This is a genomic window from Lewinella sp. W8 (assembly GCF_004375085.3).
In the GTDB taxonomy this organism is placed as follows: Bacteria; Bacteroidota; Bacteroidia; order Chitinophagales; family Saprospiraceae; genus Neolewinella.
Map to the genome: position 1 here is coordinate 67,999 of NZ_SNAQ03000006.1, position 14,349 is coordinate 82,347.

The following is a 14,349-nucleotide window of genomic DNA, read 5'->3' on the forward strand; positions in this document are numbered from 1 at the left end:
GGTTTCAAAACCCGGACGATGTGCGCACCCCGGCGGGCTTCCTTTGTGGCACACAAAAACCACAAATCATGTCCGCAACTACCATGCAAGCCGCCGTACTCACCCGCTACGGAGCTCCCCAAAACATCAAGATCGCCACCGTTTCCCGCCCCACCCCGAAGCCCAACGAAGTGCTGGTCAGGGTACACGCAACACCGGTTACGACCGCCGACACGATGATGCGGCGCGCACAACCGGCCATCTCGCGCCTCTTCCTGGGTTTCAGCCGCCCGCGCAATAACATTATGGGAACGGGATTCGCCGGTAAAGTCGTTGCGGTGGGTGCGGAAGTCGAGGATTTTGCCGTCGGTGACCGCGTCTACGGTGAAAGTGGCCTCGGTTTTTCCGCAAACGCGGAATACGTCAGCGTAGCCGCCAACGGCGTAATCGACTGGATTCCGATGACCCTATCCTACGTGGAAGCGGCCACCCTCTGTGACGGACCGCTCACCTCCTACCACTTCCTCAAAACCCTGGCGGAATTGCGGGCGGGCCAGTCGGTGCTCATCATCGGTGCTTCCGGAAGTCTGGGTACCGCGGCGGTCCAACTGGCCCGCGCCGTTGGCGCAGAAGTCACCGGGGTATGCAGCACCCGTAATGTGGAACTGGTGACCTCCCTCGGGGCCAACAAGGTGATCGATTACAAAAAGGACGATTTCCTGAACGCGACCGACCGCTACGACGTGATCTTCGATACGATCGGAAACACCTCTTTTCGCAAGAGCAAGCATCTGCTGAAGCCAGCGGGCACCTACCTCTCTCCGGTCTTGGGTTTTTCGCTCTTGCTGGAAGTGCTTTACACCCGTGTCTTTGGAGATCAAAAGGCCAAATTTGACGCCGCCGGCATGCTACCGCCCGCCACCCTACGCGGCTACCTGCAGGAATTGACCCGGTTGATGAGCGAAGGAAAATTTCGGGTGGTCATTGACCAGCGCTATGGCCTGGAAGAAGCGGTAAGCGCTCATCAGTACGTGGATAGTGGACGCAAACGGGGCAATGTCGTTTTGGAGGTAGTATAAAGTTGGCGACACTACGTGATGCGGAACGACGGAAGCTCGGCAAACTTTCGCCAATCCGGGGTAGCTTCTTTCCTGATGAATTCCCCCTAACTTGGGCAGCCTAACCACCCTCCGTTTCCGATCTCTTTCCCCAATGAGCCAAGACAAAGGAGCCCCCTTCTCCGGCTACCAAAAAATTGTTGTCGCCGCCCTGGCGGGCATATTGTTCACCGTCGTAGTAGATTACATGACCCTGTCGGCCCTGTCGGCCATCTTGCTCCCCGAGCTGCAATTGTCGACCGGTAAATTCGGTTGGATTGTCTCCGCCTACGCCTTCAGTGCAGGCATCTCCGGCTTCCTGGCCACCAGTTTTGCGGACAGTTTTGACCGCAAGAAACTACTTCTGTTTTATTACGGTGGCTTTCTGTTGGGGATGTTGCTTTGTGCCGTGGCGAATTCCTTTATCGCACTGTTGCTGGCCAGGATGCTTAGTGGAATGTTTGGTGGAGTGGTCGCCGCGATTTGCTACGCCACGGTTGCCGATCTTTTCACGAAAGACCAACGGGGCCGGGTCATGGGATACCTGCAGCTGGCATTTGCCATGGGACTGGTGGCGGGGTTACCCTTGGCATTATTCCTCGCCAACAAAGTAGACTGGCACTTACCCTATCTGGTGATATTCCTCCTGGGACTGATACTGCTCCTTACGGTTTCCACCTACCTACGGCCCGTGGACGAACAAGGTCGGACGAAAAGGACACCTCCCTCATCGCAACACTCTCTGACGGTCATAACCAACAGTAAGTACTGGCCCCTGTTTGCCAACAACATATTCCTCGTACTGGGCGACGTCATGTTTATGACCTTTGGTTCCGCCTATTTGACCAACAACCTCGGTGTCAAAGTCGATAAACTCCCCCTGATCTTTGGTCTTGGGGGCCTGGCTACCATTATTTTCAGTCCCATTATCGGACGAGCTACGGACCGTTACGGTAAATGGCGGGTTTTCGGTGTAGCCACCCTGCTTACGATGGTTGCCGTCGGGATATTCAGCCAACTTGGCAGCGTTACCCTTTGGGTTATCATCACCGTTCACACACTACTTTTTGTGGGGATCAGCGCCCGGATGATTACCGCAACGGCCATGACGACGATGGTTCCCGAAAGTGAAGACCGCGGTGCCTTCATGGCCCTCGATGCGGCGCTGCAACAACTCGCGGGCGGGATTGCGGCGGTAGCCGTGGGGTGGATCGTTTACCAAACGGCAGACGGTATCGTTCGGAGATACCCGCTGCTGGGCGGAGTGGTCATCGGGGTTATGGCACTGACGCTCTGGCTCATGAAGAAGGTGCATACCATGGTCAGGGGGCAATCTTCTTCGGCGGAATAGCCACTGAGCTCCGGTGGAGGTAGCCATTGAAGGCTACAGTAAAAAAGTCCGCAATTTCATTTCGGAACGATTGGCCCCGCCCATCAGTCCATCTTTGTATTGTCAATTCGATAAAGGGAATTCACCCGTAACCACAACGGCAATGAGCTTCTCTCCGGCAGGTGAATACCCCGCCCGGAACGGAGCCGTATTGCCCCAATTTTCACCCTCTAAAAAAACACACGAATGAAAAGCGGACTTATCATTATTCTGACCTTCTGTGCTCTCAGCATTTTTGCACAGGGCCGCCCCGGTAGCGAAAAAGCAAACGAGGTATCCGACAAGTACCGGATCAGCACTCCCGTGATCGCCATACCCCAGATGTTCACCAAATCCTGGGACCACCGAAAGCACACCCAGCATCTGGAACTGCACGTAAAACGGAACCTCGACAACCAGAACATCATCGGGCTTAAGCTGGTCACCTGGCGCCTGTTCCAACCCATGGGCATCCTCTGGTGGGATGGACTTCTGGACAAACTCGACACCGAAAGCGAATTCTACCCCGGCCACGTCCGTGCGTCTGGAGTTGGAGTATCCTACCAGCGGATGCTGTGGAAGGGGCTGTTCGCCAGCGTGGAGGTGGTCCCCCAGTTTCAAACCTACCTCGACCTGGATAAAAATAAGGCAGGAGACGGCTTTCAGGTCTACAATTCCTATCACCTGGGCTACCACCTTGCTTTCGGAAAGCGTAAACGGTTTTTCATCGAACCCCAGGTACACTGCCAGCACTGGCTATTCGATAACGATGCCCCCGAAGGCTTCAAAGCCCTGGATGAGAAGTGGCGGGACTATTTCCTCTTCGAACCCAACCTGTATTTCGGCATCAAATTCTAGGGGGCAGGCCGACAGCCCCAAGCTGCCGCAGCGCGGCAGGCGACGCCCCATAATTCACTGTTCTCCTGCTGCTTGGGTGGAACAACGATCCGGCAAGCCCGGGAGATCAGTGAATTACCCCCTTCACTTTCTCGATTAAGCATCCTGGCAATATGAAAAACATCTTAATCGCCGGCGCAACGGGCTACCTCGGTAGTCACCTCGTAAAAGAACTACAAAACCGCCATTACCCGTTCCGGGCGCTCGGCAGGAACGAAGGCAAACTCAAAACCCTCGGTCTCACGGCCGACCAACGTACCGTCGCGGAGGTAACCCACCCTGAGAGTCTGAAAAATGCGCTAACGGGGATTCAGGTGGTCATTTCCACCGTAGGCATCACCCGGCAAAAAGACGGTCTTTCCTACCTGGATGTCGATTATCGGGGCAACAGGAATTTGTTGGAAGCCGCCAGGAAAGCCGGAGTAAAGAAATTCATTTACGTTTCGGCCATCAGCGGAGACCGTTTGCGGCACCTCAAAATCATGGAAGCCAAGGAAAAGTTCGTCGATGAGCTGAAGACTTCGGGGATGGATTACGCCATCATTCGTCCCAACGGTTTCTTCTCTGACATGAACGACTTTCTCTCCATGGCCCAAAGGGGAAAAGTATATCTCTTCGGCTCGGGAGAGTATAAGTTCAATCCCATCCACGGAGCCGATCTGGCGGAGGCAATCGTTGATGCTGTCCCCACAAACGAACGGGAGATCATCATTGGTGGCCCCGACGTACTAACCCAAAACGAGGTGGCCGAAATGGCCCTCATCGCCTGGAAACGCCCGCATAACGTCCTTCATTTTCCGGATTGGAGCAGGAAGCTGCTGCTGGCCGTACTGCACACCTTCACCTCCCCAAAGTTTTACGGCCCCTACGAGTTTTTCCTCACCATGATGGCGCAGGATAACATTGCTCCCAGATTCGGGAGCAGGCGGCTGGCCAGCTATTTCCTCCAGGAGGTCAACCGCCTACCGCCAGAAAACTGACCCCCTTTGCGCTCCCCGGCATTTGCTGGCACCTGCGGTAACGCCCAAAGAACGGCCCTGCATTTCCGGGGCGTTACCGCAGGTGCCAGGCGTCCGGCGAAGCAACCGCGAATCCTTACCCCATTATCTTAAAACGCCCGGGATTTCCATCTCCGGCATCGGCATGGGTTCCCCAAATTATCACCGACGGATTTCTCCCAATCACTCAGCCTACTGCAGGCTGCGAGGGAGAAGTCTCGTCTCAACCTTATCAATTATCATGAGAAATCTGTTTCTGTTTCCCGTATTCCTCCTGGTCGCCCTGCTGTGCCTCACCAGCTGCGATGACGATAACATCACCACCCCGGCGGAGCCGCCCATCCGGACCTCCGCTGACTTAAGTGCTGCCCTGACAAAAATCCAAAGTAATGCGGACGCTCCGGGCTTTGGTGTCTCGGTGGTCAAAGATGATGTACTGCTCTACCAGCAGTCTTTCGGTATGGCCGACATCGATGCTAATCGGCCCTACACCAACCAGACCATTCAGCCCATCGGTTCGATCAGTAAGACCTTCGTGGCCGCTGCCGTTGTCAAGGCAATCGAACAAGGTTACTTCACGCTGGACACCGACATCAACGACGTACTCCCGCTGCCCATCATCAACCCCAAGCGCCCCGACGATATCATCCGCGTCCGGCACCTGGTCACCCATACGTCCGGTTTACTTGACGAGGAGGACACCTACACCCAGGCCTACCACATTCTGCCCGGTGAGGATACCTCCAGCCCCGGTGCTCAACTCCTGCAAGGTGCCCTGGGGATTGAGCAACGTGCCACCTTACCCCTGGAGGATTTTCTGGCCGATTATTACCTGCCCGAAGGCGGGTTATACAGTCCGGACAACTTCGCAAACACCGCTCCCGGCACCACCTGGAGCTATTCCAATATTGCCACCTCACTCATGGCTTACCTGGTGGAGATCGCCACGGAAACCTCCTTCGAGCAGTACGTCACCGAAAACATTCTGACCCCGCTGGCGATGGAGCAAAGCGGTTATCAGGTGGCGCCCTTTGCTCCGGGTCAGTTGGCCCAATTATACTGGGACCCCGGTACTCCCCTGCCCCGATACGCCAACGAATCTTACCCCGACGGGAGCCTCCTGACCAGTAACGAACAGCTTGCCGCCTTTCTGACGGACATGATGCGCGGCGCCCGCGGGGAGTCCGGCATCTTATTTAACCCCTCCGGCTACCAGATGCTCTTTAGTGCGCTGCTACCCCCAGGCATGGTTCCCACCGACCTGGGAGAAAACCAGGGTATATTCTGGTTCCACAGCGGCAATATCATCAGACACGACGGCAGTGACCCCGGTACGACCTGCAACCTTGAGTTCCGTACCGACGGAACTGCTGGCTACCTCCTGCTGACCAATATGGACGCCTCCACCTCCGACCATGCGGCCGCCTATTTTGATCTGGCCCAACGGGTGGATGATGCGGTCTCCGAATTCCTCGCAGCCAATTAATCCTCCATCAGCATCAATAGTTGACAATAGTTGGCGTTCAATGACGCCGCAGGAAAGTATTTTCTCGCCGGCTGGGGGCTCAAAACGGTATCGTTTTGCGCTAGGTTCCGAGCCGAAATTCCGTAAAGCTATCCCCCAGCCGAATTCTGCCGCGCTCATCCCGCCGCAGTTTACCGCCGGCGAGGTGAAAATCGTGTTCGAAGAGGAGGGTCCAATCACCATCAACGGCTTCGGTCAGCAGTCGTTCTTTTTCGGCCAGCGTGCGCAGGGGGCGCACGTCATAGGCCATGACCCAGGGCACCGACATGTGGGCGCTGCTGGGAATCAGGTCGGCGCCGTAGGCGAGTCGCTGGCCGTCGGGCAGGTCGAGCAGCAGCAATTGCATGGCTTCGGTGTGGCCGTAGACGGTCCGGAGTTGAATGCCCGGCAACCAGGTAAAATCGTCCCGTTCGGCGGGCAGGAATTTCAGCCGTCCGCTGTCCTGCAGGGGGTCCAGGTTCCGGGGGAGGAAGCTGGCGGCTTCGCGGGGATTGGGGTCGCGGGCCCACCGCCACTGCGCGTCGCACACCCAGTGGGTGGCGTTGGGAAAGCGAAGCTGCGTCTGCCCCCGCTCGTCGAGGTAGCTGGCGCCGCCCACGTGGTCAAAGTGCAGGTGGGTGAAGAAAACGTCGGTAATTTCTTCCGCCCAGAGAATGGGGTTAGTAGCAGCAGTTTCACCGGGACTTTCCGTCGGAAAGTTGGGCCCGGCGGGCAGGTGCAATGCCAATTCCAGCGGCAGCGAGGGTTGGAAGTGTTCCCGAAATTTGGCGTCGTCCTTATCCCCGATTCCCGTATCTACGAGGATGTTGCGGCCGTCGTCGGTGCGGATGAGCAGGCAGCGCATCGCCCATCGACAGCGATTGCTGTCGGGCTGCGGCGGATACTTGCGCTCCCAGACGGATTTGGGGACCACGCCGAACATGGCGCCGCCGTCCAGTTCCAGGCTGCCCGCCATGACGGTTTGCAGAGAAGTGATCATCGGGAGAGGTTGTGGGGTTCGAAAATGGTTTGGGTGTAATCAGCCTAGCGGAGCGCGCGCTTACCCCCCAAAACCGATGGAACGCTTACCCTCCGGCTTATTGCGGTAAAGTTCGGCCATCCGCAGGGCCGTTACGGCGGCCTCCACGCCCTTGTTGCCGTGCTTACCGCCGGCACGATCCACCGCCTGCTCGTGAGTATTCGGGGTCAAGACCCCGAAGATGCAGGGCTTGCCGGTGGCGATACTGAGGTTCACCAGTCCCTGGGCCACCGCATTGTTGATGTATTCATCGTGCTTGGTTTCGCCCTTGATCACGCAGCCGATGCAGATGATGGCGTCCAGCTTTTCCCGGCCCGCCAGGATGCGGGCACCCGACGGCAGCTCAAAGCTGCCGGGCACCTGAACGACGTGGAGATTCTCTTCTTTTACCCCGTGCTTGGTCAGGGTATCGTAGCAGCCTTCGTAGAGGGCATGGGTGATGTCCTCATTCCAGTCGGCCACCACTACACCGATGGTGTATTCGGTAGCATCCGGAAGGTTGCTTTCGTCGTAGGTGCTCAGGTTCTTGCGGGCGGAGGCCATGGTCTTGCTTTTGGGGTACAATACGCCATAAGGGGTGCCAAGGTTGCATCCCCGGAGTAATCTTGCGGCCAAAACACTGCTCCGTCCGGACCCCGGGGCATCTGCACCGGCTGAGCCGAGTATTTCGTTGCGCTTCACGCCCCGGCGCCCCCATAGATTCTTCATCCCTGTCGGTTCTCTACGGCTGGCCACTCCGAAATTTATCACTCCGAAAATCACCGCATTGTTGTGGCCCTGTGCGGAGAAGTAAAATACGTTTTTGGGCCGCGAGAACGGGAAAACATTCGCCGTAGATCGCTCGCCTCAGAAAGGCAATTTTTCCTTTCCGTTCCTGCCCCCGACGCCTTACCTTTACCCGTCCGTTAAATTCCTCCCCAAGTAGATGGATAAGCCAAACAAGCAGATTAAACACGTGGCCATTGCCGGCAATATCGGTGCCGGAAAAACAACGCTTTGTACCAAATTGGGCCAGCATTTTGGCTGGGATGTGCACTACGAAAGTGCCGACGACAATCCCTACTTGAGCGATTTCTACAACGACATGCAACGCTGGAGCTTCAACCTCCAGGTATACTTTCTGCATAACCGCTACGGACAGATCCTCGGTATCCAGGAGGGTGACCGGACGGTGATTCAGGACCGGACGATCTACGAAGACGCCCACATATTCGCCCCCAACCTGCACGGGATGGGCCTGATGACCCAGCGCGACTTTGATAACTACATGGCGCTGTTCAACACCATGACCCGCCGCATCTCTCCCCCGGATCTGCTGATCTACCTCCGGGCGGGCATCGGCACTTTGGTGGCCCACATCGAAAGCCGCGGCCGTGATTACGAGGGCAGCATGAGCCTCGACTACCTCAAGCAGCTCAATCAGCGCTACGAAGACTGGATTTCTACCTACAAAGACGGAAACATCCTCATCATCGACGTTGACAAGGTGGACTTCGCCAATAAAGCAGAAGATCTCGGGGAAGTAATCAATAAGGTCCAGGCCAAGCTGCACGGTTTGTTTGAAGAGGTGTAGGTGGATTGTTAGTCTGTTAGTCTGTTAGTCTGTTAGTCTGTTAGTCTGTTAGTCTGTTAGTCTGTTAGTCTGTTAGTCTGTTAGTCTGTTAGTCTGTTAGTCTGTTAGTGGAATTATTAAGGGTGGTAAAAGATTACTGTCTTTGAACTAAAATTACCAACAGACTAAAATTACCAACAGTCTAAAATTACCAACAGACTAAAATACCAACAGTCTATATTACTAACGAACCAAATTACCAATAGACCAATCATGGATCTCAACGCCGATTTAGGGGAAAGCTGGTACGATCAGAAAGTTGGTAACGATGCTGCCCTGATGCCCCTGATAAATAGCTGCAACCTCGCTTGTGGGTTTCACGGCGGAGACGCAAGCACCATGGATCGGACGATTCGCCTGGCCCAGGAACACAACGTCAGGATTGGTGCCCACCCTAGTTTTCCAGACCGGAAGCACTTTGGCAGAAAAATGATGGACGTTCCGGCGGAGCAACTCCTCCATCTTCTCCGGTATCAGGTATTTGCCCTCGTAGGTATGGCCCGGGCCCAAGGAGCAACCGTACATCACCTGAAACCGCACGGTGCGCTCTACCATTACGTCAGTTACCGGGACATACGCGCCGCGGAGGTTATCGTTCAGGTATGTCGGGAAGCGGAAATCGGTGTGCTGTATGGACCACCGGGGAGTTTCCTATCCGATGCCGCCCGGGAAAATGATCTCGAATTTTGGCCCGAAGGTTTCGCCGATCGTGCCTACGAACCGGACCTTAAACTGGCCAACCGCAACCTACCTAATGCAACCCTGGACGACCCCCAAGTAGCGGCGGCCCAGGCCCGTATGATCGCCCGTGACGGGGAGGTACGGTGTACAGACGGCGGCGTCCGGCCGCTTCAGGTTCGCACCATCTGCCTGCACGGTGATCACGCCGGGGCGGTGAAACGGGCGGTGGCCATCCGGAAGGTTATTGAGGAACTGGGGGGAATTTCCTGACTTGCGTTCGTTCGGGAGCAACCAGCGCTTTTTCTTCCCATTTAGAATTCCCTTCCGAGGTATTCCATCAAACCCCGCAGGATTTCATCTTCCTCGTCGAGGAGGTGGTCCCGGATGAGGATATCAGGGATCACGCCCTCTTCCTTCTTACTACCGTTAACTCTCACCATATAGCCCTTGGCTACGTTCACCGTAATGTTCGTGTTGGGTAGCGCGTACTGAAAGATGGAAGCCGTCAGGGAGGGGTAATCTCCCGTTTCTTCCCCGACGATGGTCCCGAAGTTGTAGTCCTGAATTTGTGCGGCCGTAACGGCCGCCTGGGAGTGGGATTGCCGGTTCACCAGTACGAAAACTTGCCCCCGGAAACGCTTTTCTTCGGGCTGAGGCGGATACTCCGCAAAGCTGTAGGAATAGACGGCTCCATCTTCACGGTCTAGCGCTTCCCGCCAGAAAGTCTCCGTGGTATCCCGGTGTTCGCGGATGTGTTGCTTCAAAAAAGCACTGGTTTTGAGGGTAAAGCTCGAGTTCCAGCGAAAAGCGCGGTCGGCGAAGTAGGACACCAGGTAGTCGCTGAAACTGTTGTCTCCGCCGAGGTTATTGCGCAGGTCCACCACCAACACGTCAGTCTCCCGGGAGCGTATGTCCTGAAAGGCGCTGTCGATGAAGCGTCGGTAGGCCATTTCGTCCCCCGAGAAGTTGCCCGGGTTTAGGATGGCTAGTTTTTCCCTGAATTCAAGGTGCATCCGGGCATTAAAGACTTCGCTTCGCCTTCCTTCGTAGCCTTCGACCAAAGAAATGGCGGGAACATTGTGGGTAAGTTCGGTCCCCTTTCGGACGGTGGTTATCGTAAACCGCGGTTGCTCTCCATAAGCCTGCCAGTAGTAGCGGGGGAAGGAATACAGCTCAATTTTGGCGTTTTTCAGGTAAGTTCTTTCGGCAGAGATGTGGGGATAGATTTTTTGCAAAATTCCTTCAATCGACTCGCCATTGGTCGTACGGACTTCATCGCCTACCCTTATGGAGGGGTCATTAGAAAAATTCTTGCGGACCAGTGCACGACCATCTTCAAACGCAATTTCCAACGGAAATACCGTACCGCCACCCTCGGCGTAGCGTACGTAGGCCGCGATGGGGAAATCAATATTGGTGTGCCCGACGTCCAGATAGGACACCAGGGGTTGCAGGAGGTTGGTGGCTTCCAGCAAAGTGAAGGAGTCTTTCCGGATCGAAGCCCGCAGCGTACGGTATCGCTCCCTGAAGCCCATTTCGTCTAGCTTACCGGTGGAGTCAAAATGGGCGTCTTGCAGGGAATGGTAGAGATATTCCAGATCTTCAAGAACTTCCGATCGCGAAAATTCGGGGCTGCTCTGAGCGATGGTCGAAAAGGAGAAGAAAAAGGTAAAAAGGAATAAAAAGCCTGGTTTCATGGGTATCTGGGAGGGTAAATGAAAAAGTCTTGGCGGGATCAATAAACCACCGGCCCACTGGGGTCACTTACCCCACGTTATCCACCTTCCATTTGTTACACCCCTGCGGTAGTTATGGCCTCCTTTCTTTCCCATAAATAAAAATCGGCGACCGACGTTTCCGTCGGGTGGGCGGGATCGTAGGGATAGGGGTTCTTGATTGTTTTTACCAAGCGCCACTCCGGTCGGTTTTTGGTAATCCAGCCGGAAAATTTCCGGTTGCGGAAGTGCGGGGCGTTTTCCGCATTTTCGTCGGTATCGGAGGAATACACTAAGACATACCGATCGGCGGAGGCAAACAAGCGATTCATGTAGTCCTCGAACACGTCGTCTTCGGTGAGGTGAAAGATGACGTCGAGGGAGAGGGCCAGATCGGCGGGAATATCGGTCGCGTCGGTGAGCAGGCTAAAGGTCAGGTGATCATGGCCGGCAAACCGCCGCCGGCAGGCGGCGATGGCGGTGGGGCTGACGTCCAGTCCCCGGTAGTCCACAACGGGTCGGTGGTCTTTACGGCTGAAGGCGAACTGAGCCAGTTGGTGCCCGTCGCCGCACCCCAGCTCCACTATGGAGGATGGATTGAATTCCTTTACCAGCCGATCCACCACCCTGGCTTTGAAGGCCGCCAGGCGCCCACCGGACCCGCTCCCGGAGGTTCCCCCTACCCGGTAGTGGTCTTCCCAATATTGCTGGCTGCCCGGAAAGCCACCCGTGCGCCAACGGTTGATGCGCTTGCGCAGGCGGTACAGTAGTGTGGAAAGCATTTATTTACCTTTGAACCAAAGGTATGCAAGTCCCCTACTTTTCCATCATCCTCCCAACCTTTAACCGCGCGCCGCTCCTGCCGCGGGCCATCGACAGTGTGCTGCGGCAGGACTTTCCCGACTGGGAGCTCCTCGTCATCGATGACGGCTCCACGGACGATACCCAACGGTTACTTAAGGAATATGCATCGGAAGGACGTCTCCGCGTAATCCAGCAGGAAAACCGGCAACTCAACGGAGCGAGGAACCGCGGCATCACCGAAATGCGGGGCGAATACGGCTGCTTCCTGGACGACGACGACGAATTCCTCGACGGCCACCTGGCCAAATTGCGGCGCGGCATCGACGATGATGGCCGGGCGCATGACCTATATCGGTCGGGGGAAATCCTGCAACGCGGAGCGCAACGGATCTTCGGCCATAACTACCAAAACGGTACCGACATACTCCCCCAGTACTGGAAACACAGCACGGGGCTCTTCGGGACGGCCATCCCGCGCCACATCCTGCGGGAAAATCCCTTCAATGAGCGTCACCTGCTCCTCGACGATTTCGTGTGGCTCAACCGGGTGTTAAGCAAACATTCCCTTTATCAGCTACCGGGACACAGCGTTCTCGTACACCAGCACCCCCGGCAGCGGAGTAACACCTACCTGGATGAGTCGCTACTCCATAAAAACCTCGACCAGCTTCGCCGGGCCTACGGCCAGCCGGGGGTAGCCAACCGTGTGCCAAAAGCACATTACCAAAGTCAGGTCGTCCACCAATACCTGCACTTTTGCCGCAAGTTGATCCGGGAACGTAAGCTGTCGCTCGCCGGAAAGATGTGGTGGCAGGGTGTGAGGCGTGCGGGCAGGAACGACCTGAAGGACGTCGTGAAGACCGGAATCAAACTGCTGATCAGAGGATAACTCCTGTTTACCGTTTCACGAATTTGGCCCGGAAAAGTTGTCCCTCCGTTTCTCCAACCAGGAAGTACACCCCCGGGGGAAGCTCCGCCAGTCCGGACACGGTAATTACGGAACCGCCGGCGTCTTGCGAAAACCGGCGGATTACCCGTCCTTTCGCATCGACCACCCTCAGCGCAAGCCTGCCCGCCCCCATTCCTTCGGGAAGGTCCAGCCTTAATTCGTCCCCGACCGGATTGGGATAGGCCCGCAGGTTCCCCACGAACTCGGTTTCCTCCGTGGAGGTCGGGCAGCTTTCGTAGACCCGTACATAATCGACCTCCAGTGCACTACGCACAAAGGAGTTGGTGACGTTGGGCAACATGGCCACGTTAAACAGTAAATATTGCGGGGCATCGAAGGGCCAGGTACTGGCATCCTTGATTGGTGGGTTGTAGGTATAGTGCACGATGCCATCCACGCTGAACTCAATTTTCTCTTCGGTCCAGATCATGGTGTAGACGTGAAAGTCCATGGAGGCGGTGGGGATGATGGTGCCGCCCACGTTTACGGTGCCCCCGAAACTGGAGGGGGTATGCATGGCACTGGAAACGTAATTCTGGTTGTCTCCCCAGTGCTCCATGATGTCGATTTCCCCGCAGGCCGGCCAGGGCGTGGTGCCAAAGCCCTGGTTATCCCAGTATCCGCCATCTTCGTCGATGTTGCGGCCCAGCATCCAGAGCGCTGGCCAGGTCCCCACCCCGGTGGGGAGTTTCGCCCGGATGTCTACCCTTCCGTAGGTAAAGGCGAACTTGGAATTGAGGCGGGCCGAAGTGAAGTTTTTCGTTACGCCCTGGTCCGTGAACTGTTCCCGCTGGGCTACGATCTTCAGGGTACCATTGTCCACGTAGCTGTTTTCCTGCCGGTTGGTGTAATGCTGGATTTCGCCGTTGAACCAACCGCCGGGCAGGGGTAATTGGGTCTGATGGAACCATTTGTCACCGTCGATTGCTCCCTCACCGCTGAATTCGTCCGCCCAGACGAGGCAATCAAAGGAGGGGGTATCCGGAAGTGCGGCTTCGTAACTAAAGTCGTCAATGTAGGCCAGTACCCGGTCGTTGTTGTTCTCGCCGTTCAGTTGCAGGAGCATACGGTTAAAATCCGTGCGCGAGGTGGGCGGTGGCGAGTTAGGGTCGAGGTTGATGAAGTCGTCGGTCGCGAAGTTGAAGGTGACGGTCTGCCAGACGTCTACCTCCAGGGGCTTGATGATTTCGCTTTGGCTAGACCAGGGCGCGGGCAGATTACCATTCTGAAGTTTGAGGGAAATCTGATTGGGCTGATTGCCCGTCAGTCCGGAAGAGGGCACGAAAATCTTCAGGGAGAAAGAATGCACGCCGGAGAGGACGAAATTGGTTTGCGCATCAAAGCGGACATTGGCAAAAGCCCCCCCGGTATCGTGGTACTCCAGCACGGTAGCGGAAGGATTGGCGGTATCTACGAAGGGGTTGCTCCGGTTAGGGTTGAGCTGGCAGTCGTCGCCCACCCATTCGGGGACGGTTCCGCCCCCCTCGAAATCATCAGTAATGGAGATAGTCTGGCCATGGAGGCTCAGGAGGCTACCGAAAAAGAAGAGAAGGATCAGATAGTTTTTCACGTGGAGAAGTTTACGGCACTCAAAATAAGCGATACACAAGGTAGGCTTTTCTCGGAGAGGCGATGACCGGCCAATTGTGAATATTCCTATCTTAAATTCCTAATCCGAGCGGTCAACGCTATTCAGGGAAGGGCA

At 56.0% G+C, this 14,349-nt stretch carries 13 protein-coding genes; 8 read left to right on the forward strand and 5 right to left on the reverse strand.

Annotation, left to right across the window (positions count from 1 at the left end):
- Positions 1-68: 68 nt before the first annotated feature.
- The 5 genes from E1J53_RS08570 to E1J53_RS08590 all read left to right on the forward strand — a co-directional run bounded on the left by E1J53_RS08570 (position 69) and on the right by E1J53_RS08590 (position 5,826).
- The gene (locus tag E1J53_RS08570) at positions 69-1,058 is read left to right on the forward strand and encodes an NAD(P)-dependent alcohol dehydrogenase (RefSeq protein ID WP_134272521.1); all 990 of its coding nucleotides are present in this window, start codon (positions 69-71) and stop codon (positions 1,056-1,058) included.
- A 133-nt stretch (positions 1,059-1,191) separates the two neighbouring features.
- On the forward strand, positions 1,192-2,427 hold the full coding sequence (locus E1J53_RS08575; protein WP_134272522.1) for an MFS transporter: 1,236 nt from the start codon (positions 1,192-1,194) through the stop codon (positions 2,425-2,427).
- A gap of 225 nt (positions 2,428-2,652) precedes the next feature.
- Positions 2,653-3,303 carry a hypothetical protein gene (locus E1J53_RS08580; RefSeq protein ID WP_134272523.1) on the forward strand — a complete coding sequence of 217 codons (651 nt, stop codon included), beginning with the start codon at positions 2,653-2,655 and terminating at the stop codon, positions 3,301-3,303.
- 152 nt (positions 3,304-3,455) lie between these two features.
- A complete protein-coding gene (locus tag E1J53_RS08585) occupies positions 3,456-4,322 on the forward strand; it encodes an SDR family oxidoreductase (RefSeq protein WP_134272524.1) in 867 nt (288 codons plus the stop codon).
- Between the two features lie 259 nt (positions 4,323-4,581).
- Positions 4,582-5,826, forward strand: a complete 1,245-nt coding sequence (locus tag E1J53_RS08590; protein WP_173021409.1) for a serine hydrolase — start codon at positions 4,582-4,584, stop codon at positions 5,824-5,826.
- A gap of 100 nt (positions 5,827-5,926) precedes the next feature.
- Here the strand turns inward: E1J53_RS08590 and E1J53_RS08595 are convergent, their stop codons facing one another.
- Both E1J53_RS08595 and ribH read right to left on the reverse strand, forming a co-directional pair.
- Positions 5,927-6,844, reverse strand: a complete 918-nt coding sequence (locus E1J53_RS08595) for an MBL fold metallo-hydrolase (RefSeq protein WP_134272526.1) — start codon at positions 6,842-6,844, stop codon at positions 5,927-5,929.
- A 60-nt stretch (positions 6,845-6,904) separates the two neighbouring features.
- Positions 6,905-7,426: a 6,7-dimethyl-8-ribityllumazine synthase gene (ribH, locus tag E1J53_RS08600; protein ID WP_134272678.1), complete on the reverse strand. Its 522-nt coding sequence runs from the start codon at positions 7,424-7,426 to the stop codon at positions 6,905-6,907.
- 382 nt (positions 7,427-7,808) lie between these two features.
- Between ribH and E1J53_RS08605 the strand changes: the two genes are divergently transcribed.
- On the forward strand, positions 7,809-8,456 hold the full coding sequence (locus E1J53_RS08605) for a deoxynucleoside kinase (protein ID WP_134272527.1): 648 nt from the start codon (positions 7,809-7,811) through the stop codon (positions 8,454-8,456).
- Between the two features lie 252 nt (positions 8,457-8,708).
- Entirely contained in the window at positions 8,709-9,446 is a 738-nt protein-coding gene (locus E1J53_RS08610; protein ID WP_134272528.1) for a 5-oxoprolinase subunit PxpA, read from the forward strand.
- A 41-nt stretch (positions 9,447-9,487) separates the two neighbouring features.
- Here the strand turns inward: E1J53_RS08610 and E1J53_RS08615 are convergent, their stop codons facing one another.
- Together E1J53_RS08615 and E1J53_RS08620 are read right to left on the reverse strand one after the other, a co-directional pair.
- Positions 9,488-10,873 (reverse strand): S41 family peptidase, encoded by a 1,386-nt coding sequence (locus tag E1J53_RS08615; protein WP_134272529.1) that lies wholly within the window; start codon positions 10,871-10,873, stop codon positions 9,488-9,490.
- Between the two features lie 95 nt (positions 10,874-10,968).
- Positions 10,969-11,673, reverse strand: coding sequence for a trans-aconitate 2-methyltransferase (locus E1J53_RS08620; RefSeq protein WP_134272530.1), 705 nt, complete (start codon positions 11,671-11,673; stop codon positions 10,969-10,971).
- A 23-nt stretch (positions 11,674-11,696) separates the two neighbouring features.
- On the opposite strand from E1J53_RS08620, the gene E1J53_RS08625 reads away from it, so the two are divergent.
- Positions 11,697-12,584: a glycosyltransferase family 2 protein gene (locus tag E1J53_RS08625; protein ID WP_134272531.1), complete on the forward strand. Its 888-nt coding sequence runs from the start codon at positions 11,697-11,699 to the stop codon at positions 12,582-12,584.
- A 7-nt stretch (positions 12,585-12,591) separates the two neighbouring features.
- Here E1J53_RS08625 and E1J53_RS08630 read toward each other — a convergent pair whose 3' ends face one another.
- On the reverse strand, positions 12,592-14,214 hold the full coding sequence (locus tag E1J53_RS08630; RefSeq protein WP_134272532.1) for a family 16 glycosylhydrolase: 1,623 nt from the start codon (positions 14,212-14,214) through the stop codon (positions 12,592-12,594).
- Between the last annotated feature and the right edge of the window lie 135 nt (positions 14,215-14,349).